Origin of the sequence: Bacillus sp. FSL K6-2944 (genome assembly GCF_038005385.1) — a bacterium.
GTDB classification, from domain to species: Bacteria; Bacillota; Bacilli; order Bacillales; family Bacillaceae_G; genus Bacillus_A; species Bacillus_A cereus.
In genome coordinates, this window is the sequence record NZ_JBBOTE010000001.1 from 173,492 (window position 1) to 190,845 (window position 17,354).

Sequence of the window (17,354 nt, forward strand, 5' to 3'; positions counted from 1 at the left end):
GGGAGATGAAGAGCAAGTGCATGAGAAAATCTCAATCAAAACGATGACAGATTATCATTTGTATGATTTTATGCGTTGTCCGCATAAATTTTATTTTCGTCACATAAAAAGAAGAGAACCTTCTTCATTTGAATGGCAACAAATAGCACAAATGATTGTCAATCAAATTATTAACGAGTATTACACGCTACCTGCGGGTCAACAAACGAAAATTGTACTTTTAATATTAATAGAAAAGTATTGGAAAAAAGTAAGGATTAATATGTTTGCTTCGAAGACGGAGTACTATATTGTATTAGCGAAGCTAACGGATCACTTATTACAGTTCGTTGAAAAGGATGATAGTCAGACACCACCATTGTTTTTATACGAGAAGTTTCAAACATATATGGAAGAGTTAGGTGTCTGTAAAAACAAACATAGCAAGGTTTTTAAGTATCTCGGCAACGATTTGGTAACTTTTGTGACAAATCTTTTTCCATAAATGCAACTACTTCCGCTTGCTTTGACGGGTACAAATGACTGTAAGTGTTCAGAGTCGTTGCTACATCTGAATGACCGAGACGTTGGGCTACCATAAGAGGGCTTATGCCTTTATTAATTAGATAGGATGCATGAGAATGTCGGAATTCGTGGAGCACAATGTTTTTAACTTGGGCTATCTTTATATATTTTTTATAATTTAATTGTAGTGTGCTTGTAGAAATACTGCTACGGAACTCTCCAAAAACGACATAATCATCTTTTACTGGTGCTGTTAATGTAGCATGTTCTTTTAATTTTTTCAATAAGTCTATAACAAGAGAGGGCAACATAATAATTCTGTTAGAAGCCTTGGTTTTTGGCTGAGTAATCTGCCTATTATAATCTGTTTTATTAATGTTAATTGTTTGCTCATCAAAATTAATATCTCCCCAAGTTAAAGCTAATAGTTCACCTTTTCTAGCCCCACTATAATATAGTGTTGAGAAGAATGTTTTGTACAATGGCTTGTCAACAACTTCAATAAACTGTTGAAACTCATCAAATTCCCAAAAATTCATTCGTTTATTTGATTCTTTTTCAAAATTACCAGCAATACGTGCTGGATTAATAGTTATTCCATGGAATTTAATTGCGAAGTTGAATATGGCAGAGAGTACAGTATGAATTTTTTTTAAATGGTCAGCGGAATAGCTATTTATGATTTTATTTTGATAATTCATAATGTGTTTAGCTGTAATCTCTTCAATTTTGATTTTGCTAAATTCCTGTAGTAAATGATTGTATATTACATTTCGTATAACCTTTATTGAGGTTTGCTTTCGTCTTTGGCAATACCAATCAAAATAACTATCCGCAACTTGAGCAAACGTTAAGCTCGAGTTGGTTTCTTTTTCAACTAACATTTTCGCTTCGGCTTCACGTGCCTCTTTTTTCGTTTTAAACCCACGACGTTTTACTTGTTTTTGTGTACCGTCAAACTGACGGACTCTGACAACGAAGAAATACGTTCCTCGTTCTTTATCTTTGTAGATCACCATACGAATCCCTCCTGTATATAAAAAGAGTGATAATTCAATTTGTTGATTAGAGTATAACTTGTTTGTTACCAAAAGAAAAGACTCTCAACATAAATTGAGAGCCCACCTTTGACTTGAATCACCTTAATTTTAACAACATAGTGCTTGCGTGAAACAAATTGACATTTGAAGACAGTATAACATATTTAGAATTTGTTTGAAAAAGAAAAATCCCCACTTGTCGTATTAGTAGGGAAGATTGGCTTGGGACACCAATCAAGGTAATTGTAATAGTAAGGTTAAAATAATTGTATCAAATTAATGGATGGCACATGTTGAGAAAGTTATAAATTTGATATTTTTAATGTTAGGATATTATTTTGAATTGGTTGGGCTAAACTTTTGAGAATTGGCTGGTTTCAATACCGATATTGGTAAAATATAATGAAAATGAACCGTTATTCATTATAGGTGGAAAATATTACAAGTTAATATTATGAAAAAACAATAAATGCCTTTTAAATTATATTGAGAAATAAATTTGAAAGTGTAATAGAATGGGAGTTCGTGCTAAAATTGGGTGTAGATAAAGTATTAGGGTTTTCTGTCGGAATAATAGACGGAATAATCGAAAAAATAAAACAAATCAAAACATAAAAACTCGCAGAGCGTGTGTAAGAGGTGCTCTCCAAAGCCTCCTACACCGTTCATCCTAGCTACTTTAGACCCTTAGGATAAACACTTGCACCATACGAGTTCCTCCTTAGTATAACAGACATTCATCATTCGTAGTGCAGTTTCTAGGTTGAGAAAATAAAAATAGGATGATGAATTTTTATGTTTTAGAGAGGGGGAATATTTTTATGCGCTTTAGTCAAAGAATATGTGGTTTGATTGAAGATAGAGAGGATTTAACATTAACAATTGTGGCTGAAAAAATCGGTGTTCCTTTACAGTATATGTCAAAATTTAAAAATCAAGGAACGATTAGTTTTTGTCATTTAGTAAAATTATCATATGTACTAAATGATTCTGAGAAAAGTCCAGCAGAAACGATGGCAGATTGGTGCTTACAGTTGGATACAGCGGAGGCAATTAAGCAGAGTTTTGAATATGCAGCCTTAACTAGAAATGTAGGGTTGTTAAAACAGTTAATTTTTAAATACAAAGAAGATACTGGGACGGTGCGTGAATATGCAGTTTTTTACAGCATTTTGTATAGATACATTACTAGTGAACTGCATGGTACAAAAATTATCCATGAATTAAACAAATTAGGACAACCAAAGGATAAGATTTTGGGTATTCTGGTTGATATAATGAAATGTTATAACTATTTTCATTTAAAGAAATATCATGTCATGTTGGAATTAGCACAAGAAATTGAAAAGCAGGTAATAGCTATAGAGAGCGAAAGAAAATTTTACATTAAAGCATGTTATGTATATAGGGTTATTGAAGTTTTCGCTCCAGTTTATTTACATTTCAATCGTTTAGATTATGCTGAGAAATTTGCGAACGCTATTATAGAAGCAAATGTCAGTAAAAAAACAATTTCTGATGCGTACTATATTTTGGGTATGTCTCATTTAACAAAAAATCAAACTAAAAGCCTACGATATTTTCAGGCAAGTCATGATTTAATAAAAAACGTAAATGACATAGAACTACAAACAGAATCTAGATATAATTTAGATTTAGCTAAGGTTTATTTTGGAGTTAAATTGGAAGATGATTCTGATTTAAATCTAATTGAATTTCAAAAGAATCCGTGCATTGAGAATATTTCTAAGTTAAAAGAAGTATTATATGATGGGATAGAGGGAGACTTTTTGGTATACTTTACAGGAGTGGCAAGCCAGCATCGTAGAGATTTGCATAAGATTTTCACGAAATTTCTTTCTCAGTCAAATTATTTTTTCGCAAGTTTGACAGCTAAAGAGTTATATGCTCGCGGAGAAGAATATGAATTGATAGAAACAATGATTCATATTAATGGGGATGTAGGAAAGGAAGTGTTGAATGATGAAGAAATTAGTTTATATGGTATTTTCAGCATCAATGGTATTCACAATGGTGAGTGGTGTGTGGGGAATAAATCAGGAGAACCTCAAACAACTGCCGACTACTAATAATAAAGCTCAAGCACAAGAGACAATTAAACCAGGTGGTTGAAATACTGTTATGAAGTGAATGAGGAATGAGTTTATCTCGTTCCTTTTTTAAGTATCTAAAAATAAAAAAATACAAGTTTAGATACTTTAATAATATTCCCTAAAGGAAATGTTATTATTACTATAATAATTATTTTTGAGGTGAGAATGTTAATGACTAAATATGAGATTTTGAGAGAATTTATCAAATTTTTAGACGAGATTACAAATCACGAACAACAAATAGATGAGCACATCGATTGTATGTTTGAATCGATTATATTATTAGAAGATGAGGAGTCTATATGAGCAATCTATTTTTTTTTATAATTAGATATTTTTTCGAAACTCTCCATCATTGTTAACATATTTTGTAATACAATCTCTTGATGTTCCTGAGGTAGTTGATCAAGTCGCGTTTTTAAAATATTGTATTTTTTATTGAGTATCTGGTTCAATTGGCGGTTATCTGATCTTCCTAGTAAATAATCAGCTGAAACATTAAAAAAATCTGCCATACGTTGAAGGGTTTCGCGAGAAGGGGATTTTAAACCTGTTTCGAATTTTGACACACTAGCAGCATTTACACCTATAGCTTTTCCTAGTTCGTCTTGTTTTAAATTGCGTTCTGTTCTTAGAAATCGAATTCGCTCTTTTAATTCCATATAATCACCTCATACATTAATTTCATTTGAATTCATTATAATATTTCCTTTAGGGAAAAACAACTGTAAAAAATTATTTGTAAAACGTCTTGATATTTCCCTTAGGGAATGTTAATCTTGTTTATACAAGTACAGAAAGGAGTTCTAACATGAATTCTTCTAATAGTGAAAAGACGCAGTTAAAACAAGCATTTAAAGAATCAGGGTATACGTATCAAGAATTAGCTGGAATTTTAGGGATTTCGAATAGTTATTGCTACAAAATTATTAATAATGACAAGTACCAAAAAAATATTTATTATAATCTTGCTTCCCGCATAGCTTGTGTTTTTAAAAAAGATATTGCTAATTTATTCGATAAGTAATTTTTTTTGGAATTTTAATTCCCTTGGGGAATTTGTGCGGTTTGTAAAATATTAAAAAAGGAGGCGATACCCATGCACAAAAATCTATACATAGCCAGAAAAGAGCAACGCATGACACAAGTAGCAGCAGCGAAATTGATAAACATAGCTCAAAGAACATATTACTCGAAGGAACAAGGCAAACATGACTTCACCCTAAAAGAAGCTCAAAAACTAGCAAAATACTTCAAAACAACAGTGGACGAGCTGTTTGAGAAATAGAGGGAGGGAAACAAGTGAAAAATGGCAAGAAGCCAACGAAGCGAGAGAAGATACATATTAACTCGTACGATTTGAATCCGGAGGATTGGTTGATCTATAAAAAGGCAGATGGACAGCTCTATCTCATTCATCGTCATACGAACTCAATACGAGTCATTCCAAGTGCATAGGGTGTGTGAAAAAGAAAAAGGACTCTAGCAGAATGCTAGAGCCGTCAACATAATTAATATAGCATAATCTTTTTAAAGAAAACACTGGAAAATGTGTCCAATCGGTGAGCGATTATCGCAGGTGAAAGAAGAGGAGAAACCAACATGACCAAATCAGTTCTAATAAAAGACTTACAAAAGAAACAAATACTCGAGGAATTCTTGCAACATTGCGAACAAAAGCAAGTAGAAGCACTCAAAAAGAATGATCCCTATCAGTTTTGCATCTGGATCAAAGAGGCCCGATTAGCCCGAAGGGAATTGGCGGCACTCTGTCGTGCGAAAGAGAAGTATGATGAGGAACGTGCACGTATTCAAGGGATTGTAAGGCGTTTGAGAAGTGTAGGTGTGAATGCGGATGTTGTGGAGAGGGTGCATGGTATTACATTTTTTGAGGAATGCGTTTAAATATGAAAAAGCCCTATAAAATAGGACTTTTTCTGTACCTAGCCATCATATTTGATGTAAATGAACATTCATCTTAATTAGTATATCATATGTAAACGGATTCGTCAGTATGTAAATTTATAACCAGACAAAAAGACCTGAAATCAGGTCTTTCTATCCGCGATACTAGTATAGAGCAAGATACCAAACTGAAAACACAAGCTACTCGAAAGCTCTTATAGTATAACAAATCATGTACATAAAAGACAAGTAGATAAGTTACGAGAGTGTATGTTGTGGAAGGGGTGAGAACAGGAGATGAGTGGACAGATATTTGAGGTGGAAGCTTTTGCGAGGAATGGTTTTACAGTACGTCACGCGTATGTAGATCTCACAGGGGATTTAATAGCGGGGATTTTGTTGGGACAAATTGTGTATTGGTATCTGCCGAATGAGCAGGGGAAGAGTAAATTGAAAGTGAAAAAGAATGGTGCATTTTGGCTGGCGAAAAGCCGTGAAGATTGGGGGAGTGAGATTCGCATTACACCGAAACAATATGATCGAGCGATTAAAATTTTAATAGAAAAAGGGTTTGTAAATGTGCAAACATTTAAGTTTAATGGGGCACCTACACATCATATTCAACTCAACATTCCTGAAATAAACCAAAGGGTAAAATCCATTTTGACCTTTGGGAAAATTTCAAATGCCTCTTTGGATGAAATGGAACTTACCGAAAGGGGAAATTCTTTAACAAAGATTACTACAAAGACTACTACAGAGATTACTACAGGAAAAGACACTATCCCCTACGAAGAGATTATTTTGTATTTGAATGAAAAAGCCAATAAATCATTTAAACATCAAACGCCTAAAAACAGAACGTTAATTAAAGCGAGATGGCAAGAAGGATTTATCCTATCGGATTTTCAGAAAGTTATTGATCAAAAAACAGTGCAGTGGTTAACAGATGCACGTATGAAACAGTATATACGACCAGAAACGTTATTTGGAACGAAATTTGAAAGTTATCTAAACGAAGAACCAGTGAATCATTCAGATGGACCAAATGGAGGAGGAACGAATCATGCAATCACTCGGAAAGACAACCGCTTCATCGAAGCATACGACTTTTAAAGAAAGGGTCCAACAGTATACGGTGTCAGCGAATCGATGTCAAAATATATTTGTAGTTGGACAACATCAGATCAAAGATGTTTGTAACAAGCGAATGTTGAAGGATATTGCAACGAAAGAAGAATTTTGCCCACATTGTAGAGTTGTGGAGCAGGAAGACCAACGGTTAGCGCAAGAAACGGTACACATCAAACAGAAACAGGAAATTGTAAGTTTGTATGATTCGTTTGCGGATCATAGTTTAATTAATGAAAAATTGAAAAAAGCAACGTTCGAAAATTACATACCACCGAACAAATCGTTATCAGGTGCCAAACAAGACTTGAAATATTTTGTAGACTCGTTTGCGCAAACAGAACCAACAAGTCGTATTCTGACAGGTGGGTATGGAATTGGCAAAAGTCACCTTTGTGTAGCGGCTGCAAAAGAACTCATGAAGAGAGGGCACAGCGCACTGTTTATTCAGATGAACATGCTGTTTACAAAGATTAAAGAAACATGGAATAAAAATAGCGACATGACAGAAGGAAAGCTGATGTCACTCCTTGCAAAGGTTGATGTATTGATTTTGGATGACTTTGGAGCGGAATTTACAGAGAAAGACAGAGAGGGCGTAACGTGGAAACAAACGAAGACAAATGAAATCGTGGACAGCCGTGTCGGAAAAAGTACATTATTTACTACGAATTTTACGGTAAAAGAACTAGGGGCAATGTATGGAGAACGAGATTTTAGCAGGATGATGGAAAATGCAGAGGTGCTACACATGCAGGGTGAAAATTATAGATTGCGAAATTTCAAAAAAACGATATAGGAGGAGATAATCAATGGGAAAGCGTATGACAGAGTTACAGTTAGAAAATTATACGATGGCCGCGCAGAATCGAAAATATAGGAAGAGTGAACGCCGCAAACTCTATATTGCATTAGAAGAACTGGACATGTTTTGGGATGAAGATGATGTATGGCGAGTACAAGAGGCATGGAACAACAATGAGAGTGTATTTGCAATTGGTCAGAGGATAGAACGAGATCCAGATGAAGTGGCTTTACTTCTTATGGATTTAGCAAGAAAAGGAAGGATTGAAAAAAGAGTCATAGGGTTAGGCGCATGAGACAACTCACATTTGAAGATGTGGTAGGTAGTTTGGATTACAAAGCGGAGTGTACAGCAGAACGGTTTGTATCGCAGTGTATAGCGAAACGAACATATGCAGTAGAGTTTTTTGATCAAGATGAAAAACAAAGGTTGTTCTGGTTTGAAGCAAAATCTGGGGCGGGAGCGGAAGAACAAGCAAGGGATATGTTCGGAAAGATTCAAGTCATCAAAGCGTATGTATCCAAGCTGACGTTACAAGAAATTATGGAGCTAGATTAAGAGTTCCTTTCAGAAAATGTAGGGGAGAGGTGCTGAATATGAAGAGAGAAATCAATGTAATGATAAATGGCGTATATATTGTGAAGGATGGAGCGGCCACATGGGTGAAACCGCCAGAAAGTGGGTATGGGCAACAAGTTGTATATTGGGTAAATGGAAAGGTGACACATACACAAACAACAGCAACTGTTAAATTTCAGTCATAAAGTTTGAATTTTGTAGAGGAGAATTGAGAAATGCCGCAAATGCAAACATTTTCACATAACATGTTCGGGAATGTAGAGATTTTTATCAAGGATGGAAAAGAGTACTTTCCAGCAATCGATGTTGCGAAAGTTTTAGGGTACTCCAATCCTCATGATGCTTTAAGTAAACATTGTAAAAAAGATGGGGTCGCGTTTTGCGAGGTCATCGATTCACTCGGAAGAACACAAGAGAAGAAATTCATAACAGGGGAATTTATATAGATTACTCGTAAAATCCAAACTCCCACAAGCAGAACAATTTGAAAAATGGGTATTTGATGAAGTGCTGCCAAGTATTCGAAAACACGGGGCTTACATGACACCACCTACTATTAACGCGTTATTACAAGATCCAGACTTGTTGATTAGCCTTGCTTCACAATTGAAAGACGAACAACTTGCTAGGCAAATGGCAGAACAAAAGAATCTCATGTTAACACAGCAGGTTGCAGAAAATGCATCCAAGATTACCTACCTCGATCAAATTCTTCAATCAAAAGATACGGTAACCGTTTCGCAAATTGCAGCTGATTATGGATTGTCTGCCGTTCGATTAAATAAAATCTTAAAGGATGAAAAAGTACAGTATAAAGTAAACCAGCAATGGCTACTATATGTGAAACATCAAAATAAAGGCTATACAAAATCACAAACGGTTGACGTAACGCATTCTGACGGTAGTCGGTCTATAAAAATGAATACGCGCTGGACACAAAAGGGTAGATTGTTTATTCATGATATGCTAACGAAACGAGGAATTATTCCGGAAATGGATAAGAAAGCGGTTTACATGATATAGGGTGTGCGCAGATTGGGAAGGGGAACGAAAGAAAAGAGCAGCTAGCAACAAGCTAACTACTCTAATCATGGAATGTGGTTCAAAAATGGGTTATCTATAGTATGAACAGAATATTGATTTGTATTCAGAGTGAGGCAATAAAGTTGTTCCAACCTGGTCTTGGTTTACGGCAAACACCATTAAAGGTATTGACAATGAAGGCTGCATGAGATGCACCAGAATCATGATAGCCTTTTCTATTTTCTTTGGGAGAAACGCTATAAAAATTACCCGAATGAAATGAACCATTGCTTGTTTGAAAGACTACATTTCCAAAGATAGAGGGCATGTTGTTCACCTGTTTTTGAAGAATAAGTTAGTTTTGTATATGAGGAATGAGTCTAGAGGTTCTGATTAAATAATTTTTATAAAATAATTCGTTTGTAAGTAGGAACGGATGGGTGCCATGCGCAATTCGATTATTTTTAAATGTAATGGGTATTAAATGAATGAAAACGTCCGAAAATGGAGAATAAGGGTGTTGAAAGAGAAGGAGTGAAGGGTTTGGCTAAGATGAAGAAAAAGAAATTAAAAAAGGCAATCGCTCGTCGTACAAAGGCTATGCAAAAAGAAGAAAAAGACAGACTAGAGAAAGCTTGGAGAAATCTTTTTATATAGCTGAGCATGATGAAATACATATAGTCCGGCTAGAAAACTGGAGGACACCGATTTTTAGAACAGCAATCAAACTGTTTTAGGAAAGGGTGCCCTTTTTCTTATTTTGTAAGGGGGATGGAAAGAATGAAAGCGCGAAGGGATCTATTACGTGAATGGGAAAAACAAATAAAAAAGAAAAAATCAAAAGAGAATTTTAGCACTCGTGAAATTGAGGGTTTAATGGGGGTGCATGGACCACGTTATGAGCGTAGACGTGGAGCGTTAAGACAAAAGTAATACAGAAGAAAAAGGAGTGGTCTGGAATGACGGAGCAAGTATCTTTTTTACCAAAAATAGATCGAGCAGCAACACAAGAGAATGTAGAGGGAATTTTGGAAAGTGTACGTATATATAAGCAATTTGGAATGATACGTAAGGAAATGAAAGTCACGCCTTCTTATAAAGTGAGAGAGCATGGTCCTACACATACGGTTGGCAAACCGTTAGAGGATGTAGCAATCGCTAATATCCAACAAAGCAAACGTGAAGAATGGTTAGAGAAAATGGCATTTCGAGTGGAACAAGCATTGAGTCGATTCGGAAACAGTACAGCTGGAAAAAATCAGCGGGACATTATAGTGAAACGATATTTAGAAGACGAAGATGTATGCGATTATATGGTGTATAACGAAATTGGCATGAGTGAACGTACGTATCGACGTGTGAAAGCGAGAGCGTTTTATAAACTGTCTTTTGCTCTTAGATTAGAAGTTTATGAAACTGAAAAAACTGGAGGGAATGAATCATGAATTTTGTCCAGCCCATACGTGATCCAGAGCAAATCCAACAAATCAAAGAATATTTAAAAGAAAAGAATGAACGAAACTATATGTTGTTTGTTCTAGGGATTAATACAGGGCTACGCATAAGCGATATTCTAAAATTGACAGTGGGAGATGTACAAGGGAGTCATATTTCCATGCGTGAAATGAAGACGGGGAAGCAAAAACGGATTCAAATCACATCATCTTTAAAAAGAGAATTGAAATGGTTTAACGAAGGAAGAGGAGAGGAGGAATATGTACTAAAGAGTAGAAAAGGAAAGAATCGACCAATTGGTCGTAGTATGGCATATAAGATATTAAAGCGTACGGCTGGAGAGTTTGGATTGGATGAAATTGGTACCCATACATTACGCAAAACTTACGGTTATCATATGTACTTGCAAACGAAAAATATAGCGTTGTTAATGGAAATTTTTAACCATTCAAGTGAAAAAGTAACGTTACGGTATATAGGTGTAAACCAAGATGCAATGGATAAAGCAATGAGCAGATTCAAAATCTAATCATTGTTTTTTCTTTTTGTATGCGTAGCAATGAACCATAAAATTCGAACTGTCGCATTGAAAAAGGAAGGTTTGATAAAACCATAGATACCAAGGGTTCTAAGGTTGCAATGAATGACACACAATATAAGATATGGGTAATTAATAAATAATCGCAAAATTAAAAAAGTAAAAGACAATTTTTTAATGATTGTCTTTTACTTTTTTAAATAGGAGTTATGTTTGTTTGATTGTAATACAAGATGTGCAATATACTTTGCCATCAAGTTCTATAACCTTTTGCATGTTTGCAATCCCGTTTGTTGGGTAAGGCATTAAAATCCAAGACTTTTCATGCACACTGATTTTTTTATTACAATGTACACAATTAGTATCTTTATTTCGAAACATAAAAATAGTCCCATCCTCTCTATAGAAAATATGAATATAATTGTATTATTGCATAGTTTGATAAATTATGTAGATGTTTTTAAGTTTGTATTTGAACTAAATATGGTCGATTAAATTATTGCATTAGCGTACAGATTCATTACAAATAAAATATTTATGGGGATTTGTCAATTTGTAAAGATGCAGTATACAAAGGACAATTTTTATATTTATAAAATTTATGAATATATGGTATTTTATATTACGTCGTACATAATAAGGAGGGATGATACATGACGTATGTAATGAAGCAGGATATGAGAAAGTTAGTATTTGCTATTTTAGGGATTGTACTTATAGGGTATTTCTTTTCTATTTTGGGACAAGCAAATATTATCATGGTATTAGAGGAAAATGGTATAAGCTGTCCAAAATGGTTAGCGCAATCATTAACTACAGTTGGAAGTGTTTATGGTGTGCAATCAGCAATTCTTTCGGCTTTAGGGGTAGCAATTGCACCATGGTTGGCTTTAGCAATTGCAGGTTTAGGTGCTTCAGGACTATAAGAAACAGGAAAAGGACTAATTCATTAGTCCTTTTTTATTAGAAAGGGTACATGTGATATGTATATATATGAGGAGAATAAAAAAAGGTATACTTTCCTAGTTTTATTAGGGATTTGTATACTCAGTGGATTAATTTCGGTATTAATGCAGTGTTATGTACTGCCTCAAGGGAATCACATTCCAAACTTAAATTTAAAGGTTTTGAAAATGTTATCATTTGTAGTTGGATGTCTTACACCTTGCATTATGATTTTTGGTTATTTTCTTTTTTTTATTATTGTTGCTATGTTTCAAATTATACAATCAAAGACATATAAGTTCGAAATTTTCAGTATGTGTATAGTAGCATACATACCAATCTTAATAGGTTCGCTAATCAATTTAATTCTCAGTTTAATATTTGGATATTATTCGGAAGGATATATATCTGTGTATCAATTCTTTCCTTCGGGTATTCTGCAAGATATGATGAAACAATTAGCACCATTCCAAATATTAAGTGTATTATTCATGTCATACTTGTATATAAATTATTACAATAAAGGAAAAATCAATATGGTAATTATTTTTTCAACGTGGCTACTTTTATCTATGACAAGTGTTTTAATACTATGAGAGTTGTGAATAGAGGATTTTGGTTTTTTTTTCTGGTATCATTTATCATGTTTTGGATTGCGATGTTAATAGGTTTAATATTTGGTTATTATATCGATTTTCAAATGGAATATTCTAAACAAAATAGTAGTCTTAATACGATAGATGGATTTTATGATATCTTGTTTAATAACTTAAAAGTATTTTTTATCATTTTGTTAGGTACATTCATTTGGAAAATTCCATCGGTTTTAAATTTGGTATATAATGGTGGTATTTTAGGGTTGGTATTTTATGGATTATATAGGGATGGATTACTATATTTGAGTTTAGCACCGATTCTAGCGCATGGAGTTTTAGAAATAACAGCATTTCTTTTTGGCGCCTCTATAGCATTTGGGGGCTGTGAATTTATTAAGAATCATAAAAGAGTAACTGCATTGTTACTGTTATTTAGTGTGGTTTTACTAGTTGCAGCGGCATATATTGAAACTTTTATCAGTATTTTATTATTTTAATATACAGGGGTTGATAACTTGTTGATGTTAAGAATGGTTTCTACCTTACTAGTAGGATTAATTTTTCTTGTGAAATTAGGGGTTATTCAGAGTGATATCAATGAAAGTATTATACATTATTTGTTTAATGGGTTTATTTTACTTTTTGTAGTCTTGAATGTTACCCCATTTATCTCATTATTACAAGTAAGAGCTTATAAAGGTGAATATCAAGATGAATTTACAGTTTTGTTAAGTAAAACAGATATTCCTAAAAGTATTGAAGTATATTTAGCACAATCTTTTTTTTCGAAAAATGCAGCTACGTTTTATGGCTGGAATAATCCAATAATTTTAATTGGACAGGATATATATAAAGCTTGTACAGATCAAGAAATAATGTTTTTACTATATCATGAATATTATCATATTAAACAAAAGCATGTTGTAATCAATTATCTGTCATTTATAACTTGTGTAGTGATTATTCCTATAGTTATTTTAATTGTTTCTCCCTATTTATTAAAAGTATCAATTATTGGTACCTTATTTTTGATTTTTTGGATCTATATTAGTGGATTACTTATACATTTTTATTTTTCCAGACAAAGAGAATTAAGGGCAGATATATTTGCTGCCAAAGAAATTGGAAAAGATATAGGTATTAGTTTAATGGGGGCTTTATCGAAAAAACAAACTGTGAATCGTATGTTAGGTATATTCTCTACACATCCAACTATGAAAACGAGAATTCAGAATATAAAATCTATGAATTGAAAATGTATATGCAGATGTGGCAGAGTCGTGACCGTTTTTTGGCAGGAAAATTGTCGGTTGTTTTGGAAGAAACGTGTTATATTTGTATGGTGAGAAGTGGCGGAAAACACAACTCATAAAATTTCTTTATAATATATGTTGTTTAAACGGTTTCATAATAGCGGCACATAAAATCCGAAACCAGCAGATGGTAACGATTGAATGACAACGTTATTAGGGAGAGCTTTTGCTCTTCTTCCAGTTACTTAATATTATTGAAGCAAATAAATGTAGATAACATTAGGTAGTTGGAAGAAGAATGAAATTTTATTTACCCTATTTATAATCATAAAATTTGACGAAAGGGCAACTGGTGTGAAGTGCACGGTTGCTTTTTTATTATGCAAAAATTATGTAGGTGGTGTAGATACAAAATGGAAGATGTTATTGGTGATATTGTGTTAATAATGTCTGTAGTATTTTTATTTGTTTCTATAGTGCTAATGGCTATCAATAAATAATTATAAGGAGAGTGAAACAAAATGATTACTGAAATTAGAAAAACAATATCAGGTACAGAGTATTGGGATAATGAAAAGAAGAAGAGTCTATTTGTGTCAACTGGTGAAGAACCAGGATTTGAAGTAACGGTTAATCCTGAGAGCATGATTGCAGATAAAGGATTTGCAACAGGAGGGTATTTGACTAAAGATAAGTTAGTAATTGGTGAATCAGGAACCGAGTTTATCTTAAGTAACAAGACAGTAAAAGAATTACGTGAGTATGCTGATGAGCTAGGCATTGAGATTCCTTCTGATATGAAAAAGAAAGAAGACATCATTGAATTACTATCATGAAGTACTGCGACTTCAATGGCTGTCATTACAAGATAAGCAAAGGACGTTACTGTGAAGAACATAAGCGTAACAAACCAAGGAAGAAGAAAGATAAGAAGAATATCTATCACCATGAGAACAAACCATTCTATCGTACTGATGCATGGAAGTATGTCAGGTCAAAGGTATACGAAAGAGACAATGGATGCTGTCAGCGATGTGGAAGGTTCGTCTTTGGTCGAAGTGCTCATGTTCACCACGTAATACCAATCAAAGAAGATCAAACTCTTAAATTAGAAGAGAATAACCTCAGATTACTTTGTCCAGTTTGTCATACAATCGAAGAAAATGAAGATAAACCGAAAAAAGTTTTTCCAAGTTATTTTGGTACCCCCCCTATCAAAAATTAAAATTTGTCCTCTGGGGAGGATAGGTAGCGTAGGGGGCATATCAATAGTTGCGCCATTTTTTAAAAATGAAGGGGGGTGTGAAAATGGCTCGAATGTCAAAGAAGAAAAAGTTGGAAATGCTAGATGTTGCAAGGGATGAAGAACGAAATAGAATCATAAAATTATTGACTGAAGATGACAATTTCACACCTTCCTTAGAACCATTAATTGATAATTATTTAGATGCTTTTATCATTTATAAAACGATGTTTGAAGAATGGAAAGCCGATGGTTTTGCTCCTACAAAAACGCATAAAAACAAGGCTGGTGCAGTAAATGAAATGAAACATCCGCTCGCTCAACAAGTTGAAACTTGGAATGATAAGAAGAATAAAATGTTAGAAGCTCTAGGAATGACGAATAAGGGAAAAAGTGTACAAAAAACACAAAAAAACAATGAAAATATGCAATCTAATGAACCAAAAGATGAATTAGCAGTTCATCGAGCCAAATGGCGGAAATCTACATGATGATTAAACTAGGCGTGAACTATGCGGATCAGTATGCAAGTCACGTCATGGAGCATAAAAAGAAATACCCGAAATCGATCATTCTTGCGGTAGAGCGATATAAGAAGTGGAAAAAAAGAAAAGATATTTGGTTTGAAGTAGATCGAGCAAATGAAATGTTAGATTTCGTTCAATCTTTCATCCGCCATGTGAAAGGACCACTGGCCGGTCAATTGATGGAATTAGAATTGTGGGAAATGTTTGTCTTTGCTAATATGTATGGTTGGTATCGTAAAAATGAAAAAGGGAAAGATGTCCGTGTTGTTCGAGAGGCCTATGTGCAAGTGCCAAAAAAGAATGGGAAAACAATTATTGCCGCAGGTGCACTGCTCTATGCGATGTATGGAGAACTGGAACTGGGAGCGGATTGTTATTGTGCAGCATCTGATTATGAACAAGCACAAAATGCAGCGGAACCTATTGCGCAAGCAATAGAAAACTCGGAACCGTTGGCACGACATACACAGGTGTATAAAGGAATCAATGGTACAGTGAGTGGTGCCATGTACCGATATCATAAAAATGGTATTGCTTATCAGAATAAATTTAAGGTATTAACGAAAAACACGAAGGGTCTTGAGGGAAAGAACCCTTATTTTGTATTGAACGATGAATTACATGCACAAGAAAACATGGACATGTACGATAATTTAAAATCTGCCCAGGTATCTCGTGAACAGCCCATGATGCTGAATATTTCAACGGCAGGTAAAGGCTCATCGAGCGTCGGAATGCGTGTATATAAACTTGCAAAAGAAGCGTTGGAAAAAGATAATGACGATCCTTTATTTGTTGCAATTTGGGAGCCGAACAAAGGGTATGACTGGACAGATAGAACAGTGTGGGAGATGGTGAATCCGAATATTGGTGTTTCTGTGACGATGGAACAACTTGAGAATGAGTATAAGAAAGCGCAACAATCCGCCCATTCGAAAGCTGAGTTCCTTTCCAAACATTTAAATGTGTTCGTGAACGGTGCAGATAATTATTTTGAACAAGATCAGGTGGAACATATATTAGTAGAGGACTTGGGAGACCTTACAGGCGAGACTTGTTTTATCGGGTTAGACTTATCTAAAACAACAGATTTAACGTGCGTGAGTTTAAATTTTCCCACTCATGATGAGGAAGGAACATCCATTTTGAAAGTCAAGCAGATGTATTTTCTGCCGAATGAAAACCTTGATTTTAGGGAAAAGGAAGACAATGTTCCTTATACAAGTATGGTGGAACGTGGTTTTGCAACATTTTGTGACGGAAAGATGATTGACCAGGATCAAGTGATGGAATATATCCTTACATGTATGGAGTTGTACGATATACAACAAATTAATTATGATCCCGCGATGTCCCAAAAGTTAATAGAAAAGCTTGAAAATCTCGGTTTAGAGTGTATTGCAGTCAATCAGTATCCAAACGTGATGAATGCAATGCTGGATGATGCAGAAAGACTCATGTATGAAAAACGTGTCTTTACAGACAATCCTTTATTTGTGTATTGTGCTCTGAATGTGGTTGTTGTGACAAACATTAACGGAATGAAAGCACCAAGTAAAAGGCAATCTAAAAAGAAGATTGATGGATTTGTTGCCTTTTTAGTCGCTCATAAAGAAACTATGATGGTAATGGATGATGTGAGTGAAGAGGGAATGGATGCATTGATTGATGAGATTTATAGATAGAGAGGCGGTGA

The 17,354-nt window shown here is 34.3% G+C and carries 24 protein-coding genes and 2 pseudogenes; 23 read left to right on the forward strand and 3 right to left on the reverse strand.

Going from position 1 to position 17,354, the window contains the following annotated elements:
• Positions 1-16 precede the first annotated feature (16 nt).
• Positions 17-406, forward strand: a pseudogene (locus MHH55_RS00910) (hypothetical protein); the annotation flags it as partial.
• Positions 407-431: 25 nt separating this feature from the next.
• Here MHH55_RS00910 and MHH55_RS00915 read toward each other — a convergent pair.
• Complete coding sequence (locus MHH55_RS00915; RefSeq protein ID WP_078186387.1) at positions 432-1,523, reverse strand: tyrosine-type recombinase/integrase; 1,092 nt, start codon at positions 1,521-1,523, stop codon at positions 432-434.
• Between the two features lie 842 nt (positions 1,524-2,365).
• On the opposite strand from MHH55_RS00915, the gene MHH55_RS00920 reads away from it, so the two are divergent.
• On the forward strand, positions 2,366-3,634 hold the full coding sequence (locus MHH55_RS00920; protein ID WP_078186388.1) for an AimR family lysis-lysogeny pheromone receptor: 1,269 nt from the start codon (positions 2,366-2,368) through the stop codon (positions 3,632-3,634).
• Between the two features lie 335 nt (positions 3,635-3,969).
• Here MHH55_RS00920 and MHH55_RS00925 read toward each other — a convergent pair whose 3' ends face one another.
• The gene (locus MHH55_RS00925) at positions 3,970-4,320 is read right to left on the reverse strand and encodes a helix-turn-helix domain-containing protein (protein ID WP_078186389.1); all 351 of its coding nucleotides are present in this window, start codon (positions 4,318-4,320) and stop codon (positions 3,970-3,972) included.
• 149 nt (positions 4,321-4,469) lie between these two features.
• Here MHH55_RS00925 and MHH55_RS00930 point away from each other — a divergent pair, with 149 nt between their 5' ends.
• From MHH55_RS00930 to MHH55_RS00975, 10 genes and pseudogenes are all read left to right on the forward strand, one after another.
• Entirely contained in the window at positions 4,470-4,685 is a 216-nt protein-coding gene (locus MHH55_RS00930) for a helix-turn-helix domain-containing protein (RefSeq protein WP_078186390.1), read from the forward strand.
• A 72-nt stretch (positions 4,686-4,757) separates the two neighbouring features.
• A complete protein-coding gene (locus tag MHH55_RS00935) occupies positions 4,758-4,946 on the forward strand; it encodes a helix-turn-helix transcriptional regulator (RefSeq protein WP_078186391.1) in 189 nt (62 codons plus the stop codon).
• A 14-nt stretch (positions 4,947-4,960) separates the two neighbouring features.
• Positions 4,961-5,116 (forward strand): DUF6906 family protein, encoded by a 156-nt coding sequence (locus tag MHH55_RS00940; protein WP_176116538.1) that lies wholly within the window; start codon positions 4,961-4,963, stop codon positions 5,114-5,116.
• Positions 5,117-5,260: 144 nt separating this feature from the next.
• Complete coding sequence (locus MHH55_RS00945) at positions 5,261-5,563, forward strand: hypothetical protein (RefSeq protein WP_078186392.1); 303 nt, start codon at positions 5,261-5,263, stop codon at positions 5,561-5,563.
• Positions 5,564-5,860: 297 nt separating this feature from the next.
• Complete coding sequence (locus MHH55_RS00950; protein ID WP_340827889.1) at positions 5,861-6,679, forward strand: conserved phage C-terminal domain-containing protein; 819 nt, start codon at positions 5,861-5,863, stop codon at positions 6,677-6,679.
• A complete protein-coding gene (locus MHH55_RS00955) occupies positions 6,630-7,493 on the forward strand; it encodes an ATP-binding protein (RefSeq protein ID WP_340880277.1) in 864 nt (287 codons plus the stop codon). Before MHH55_RS00950 ends, MHH55_RS00955 begins: the two co-directional genes overlap by 50 nt.
• 13 nt (positions 7,494-7,506) lie before the next feature.
• Complete coding sequence (locus MHH55_RS00960) at positions 7,507-7,794, forward strand: helix-turn-helix domain containing protein (RefSeq protein WP_098856248.1); 288 nt, start codon at positions 7,507-7,509, stop codon at positions 7,792-7,794.
• A complete protein-coding gene (locus MHH55_RS00965) occupies positions 7,791-8,057 on the forward strand; it encodes a hypothetical protein (RefSeq protein ID WP_078188232.1) in 267 nt (88 codons plus the stop codon). Before MHH55_RS00960 ends, MHH55_RS00965 begins: the two co-directional genes overlap by 4 nt.
• Before the next feature lie 38 nt (positions 8,058-8,095).
• Positions 8,096-8,263, forward strand: coding sequence for a DUF3954 domain-containing protein (locus tag MHH55_RS00970; RefSeq protein ID WP_078188233.1), 168 nt, complete (start codon positions 8,096-8,098; stop codon positions 8,261-8,263).
• Positions 8,264-8,293: 30 nt separating this feature from the next.
• Positions 8,294-9,101 (forward strand): annotated as a pseudogene (locus MHH55_RS00975) (phage antirepressor KilAC domain-containing protein).
• 124 nt (positions 9,102-9,225) lie between these two features.
• On the opposite strand, the gene MHH55_RS00980 reads toward MHH55_RS00975, so the two are convergent.
• Complete coding sequence (locus MHH55_RS00980; RefSeq protein ID WP_078188241.1) at positions 9,226-9,429, reverse strand: spore germination protein; 204 nt, start codon at positions 9,427-9,429, stop codon at positions 9,226-9,228.
• 215 nt (positions 9,430-9,644) lie between these two features.
• On the opposite strand from MHH55_RS00980, the gene MHH55_RS00985 reads away from it, so the two are divergent.
• From MHH55_RS00985 to MHH55_RS01035, 11 genes are all read left to right on the forward strand, one after another.
• A complete protein-coding gene (locus MHH55_RS00985; protein WP_127064183.1) occupies positions 9,645-9,758 on the forward strand; it encodes a DUF3983 domain-containing protein in 114 nt (37 codons plus the stop codon).
• Between the two features lie 123 nt (positions 9,759-9,881).
• A complete protein-coding gene (locus MHH55_RS00990; RefSeq protein ID WP_098147291.1) occupies positions 9,882-10,034 on the forward strand; it encodes a hypothetical protein in 153 nt (50 codons plus the stop codon).
• A 26-nt stretch (positions 10,035-10,060) separates the two neighbouring features.
• Positions 10,061-10,546: an ArpU family phage packaging/lysis transcriptional regulator gene (locus MHH55_RS00995; RefSeq protein WP_327880321.1), complete on the forward strand. Its 486-nt coding sequence runs from the start codon at positions 10,061-10,063 to the stop codon at positions 10,544-10,546.
• Positions 10,543-11,085: a site-specific integrase gene (locus MHH55_RS01000; RefSeq protein WP_065485748.1), complete on the forward strand. Its 543-nt coding sequence runs from the start codon at positions 10,543-10,545 to the stop codon at positions 11,083-11,085. The genes MHH55_RS00995 and MHH55_RS01000 overlap by 4 nt, the downstream gene beginning before the upstream one ends.
• A gap of 662 nt (positions 11,086-11,747) precedes the next feature.
• Positions 11,748-12,020 (forward strand): hypothetical protein, encoded by a 273-nt coding sequence (locus MHH55_RS01005; RefSeq protein WP_072193174.1) that lies wholly within the window; start codon positions 11,748-11,750, stop codon positions 12,018-12,020.
• A 611-nt stretch (positions 12,021-12,631) separates the two neighbouring features.
• Positions 12,632-13,132: a stage II sporulation protein M gene (locus MHH55_RS01010; protein ID WP_078188105.1), complete on the forward strand. Its 501-nt coding sequence runs from the start codon at positions 12,632-12,634 to the stop codon at positions 13,130-13,132.
• Between the two features lie 24 nt (positions 13,133-13,156).
• Positions 13,157-13,888, forward strand: a complete 732-nt coding sequence (locus MHH55_RS01015; RefSeq protein ID WP_340881174.1) for a M48 family metallopeptidase — start codon at positions 13,157-13,159, stop codon at positions 13,886-13,888.
• Positions 13,889-14,409: 521 nt separating this feature from the next.
• Positions 14,410-14,724, forward strand: a complete 315-nt coding sequence (locus tag MHH55_RS01020; protein ID WP_078188173.1) for a Rho termination factor N-terminal domain-containing protein — start codon at positions 14,410-14,412, stop codon at positions 14,722-14,724.
• Complete coding sequence (locus MHH55_RS01025) at positions 14,721-15,113, forward strand: HNH endonuclease (protein WP_078188174.1); 393 nt, start codon at positions 14,721-14,723, stop codon at positions 15,111-15,113. Before MHH55_RS01020 ends, MHH55_RS01025 begins: the two co-directional genes overlap by 4 nt.
• A gap of 83 nt (positions 15,114-15,196) precedes the next feature.
• Positions 15,197-15,622, forward strand: a complete 426-nt coding sequence (locus MHH55_RS01030) for a P27 family phage terminase small subunit (protein ID WP_197235773.1) — start codon at positions 15,197-15,199, stop codon at positions 15,620-15,622.
• On the forward strand, positions 15,619-17,343 hold the full coding sequence (locus tag MHH55_RS01035; RefSeq protein ID WP_340827867.1) for a terminase large subunit: 1,725 nt from the start codon (positions 15,619-15,621) through the stop codon (positions 17,341-17,343). The genes MHH55_RS01030 and MHH55_RS01035 overlap by 4 nt, the downstream gene beginning before the upstream one ends.
• The last annotated feature ends 11 nt before the right edge of the window (positions 17,344-17,354 follow it).

Bases quoted from the DNA above. Each gene is read 5' to 3' on its own strand.
- MHH55_RS00915 (WP_078186387.1), bottom strand. From the start codon at position 1,523: ATGGTGATCTACAAAGATAAAGAACGAGGAACGTATTTCTTCGTTGTC.
- MHH55_RS00920 (WP_078186388.1), top strand. From the start codon at position 2,366: ATGCGCTTTAGTCAAAGAATATGTGGTTTGATTGAAGATAGAGAGGAT.
- MHH55_RS00925 (WP_078186389.1), bottom strand. From the start codon at position 4,320: ATGGAATTAAAAGAGCGAATTCGATTTCTAAGAACAGAACGCAATTTA.
- MHH55_RS00930 (WP_078186390.1), top strand. From the start codon at position 4,470: ATGAATTCTTCTAATAGTGAAAAGACGCAGTTAAAACAAGCATTTAAA.
- MHH55_RS00935 (WP_078186391.1), top strand. From the start codon at position 4,758: ATGCACAAAAATCTATACATAGCCAGAAAAGAGCAACGCATGACACAA.
- MHH55_RS00945 (WP_078186392.1), top strand. From the start codon at position 5,261: ATGACCAAATCAGTTCTAATAAAAGACTTACAAAAGAAACAAATACTC.
- MHH55_RS00950 (WP_340827889.1), top strand. From the start codon at position 5,861: ATGAGTGGACAGATATTTGAGGTGGAAGCTTTTGCGAGGAATGGTTTT.
- MHH55_RS00955 (WP_340880277.1), top strand. From the start codon at position 6,630: ATGCAATCACTCGGAAAGACAACCGCTTCATCGAAGCATACGACTTTT.
- MHH55_RS00960 (WP_098856248.1), top strand. From the start codon at position 7,507: ATGGGAAAGCGTATGACAGAGTTACAGTTAGAAAATTATACGATGGCC.
- MHH55_RS00965 (WP_078188232.1), top strand. From the start codon at position 7,791: ATGAGACAACTCACATTTGAAGATGTGGTAGGTAGTTTGGATTACAAA.
- MHH55_RS00970 (WP_078188233.1), top strand. From the start codon at position 8,096: ATGAAGAGAGAAATCAATGTAATGATAAATGGCGTATATATTGTGAAG.
- MHH55_RS00980 (WP_078188241.1), bottom strand. From the start codon at position 9,429: ATGCCCTCTATCTTTGGAAATGTAGTCTTTCAAACAAGCAATGGTTCA.
- MHH55_RS00990 (WP_098147291.1), top strand. From the start codon at position 9,882: ATGAAAGCGCGAAGGGATCTATTACGTGAATGGGAAAAACAAATAAAA.
- MHH55_RS00995 (WP_327880321.1), top strand. From the start codon at position 10,061: ATGACGGAGCAAGTATCTTTTTTACCAAAAATAGATCGAGCAGCAACA.
- MHH55_RS01000 (WP_065485748.1), top strand. From the start codon at position 10,543: ATGAATTTTGTCCAGCCCATACGTGATCCAGAGCAAATCCAACAAATC.
- MHH55_RS01005 (WP_072193174.1), top strand. From the start codon at position 11,748: ATGACGTATGTAATGAAGCAGGATATGAGAAAGTTAGTATTTGCTATT.
- MHH55_RS01010 (WP_078188105.1), top strand. From the start codon at position 12,632: ATGAGAGTTGTGAATAGAGGATTTTGGTTTTTTTTTCTGGTATCATTT.
- MHH55_RS01015 (WP_340881174.1), top strand. From the start codon at position 13,157: ATGTTAAGAATGGTTTCTACCTTACTAGTAGGATTAATTTTTCTTGTG.
- MHH55_RS01020 (WP_078188173.1), top strand. From the start codon at position 14,410: ATGATTACTGAAATTAGAAAAACAATATCAGGTACAGAGTATTGGGAT.
- MHH55_RS01025 (WP_078188174.1), top strand. From the start codon at position 14,721: ATGAAGTACTGCGACTTCAATGGCTGTCATTACAAGATAAGCAAAGGA.
- MHH55_RS01030 (WP_197235773.1), top strand. From the start codon at position 15,197: ATGGCTCGAATGTCAAAGAAGAAAAAGTTGGAAATGCTAGATGTTGCA.
- MHH55_RS01035 (WP_340827867.1), top strand. From the start codon at position 15,619: ATGATGATTAAACTAGGCGTGAACTATGCGGATCAGTATGCAAGTCAC.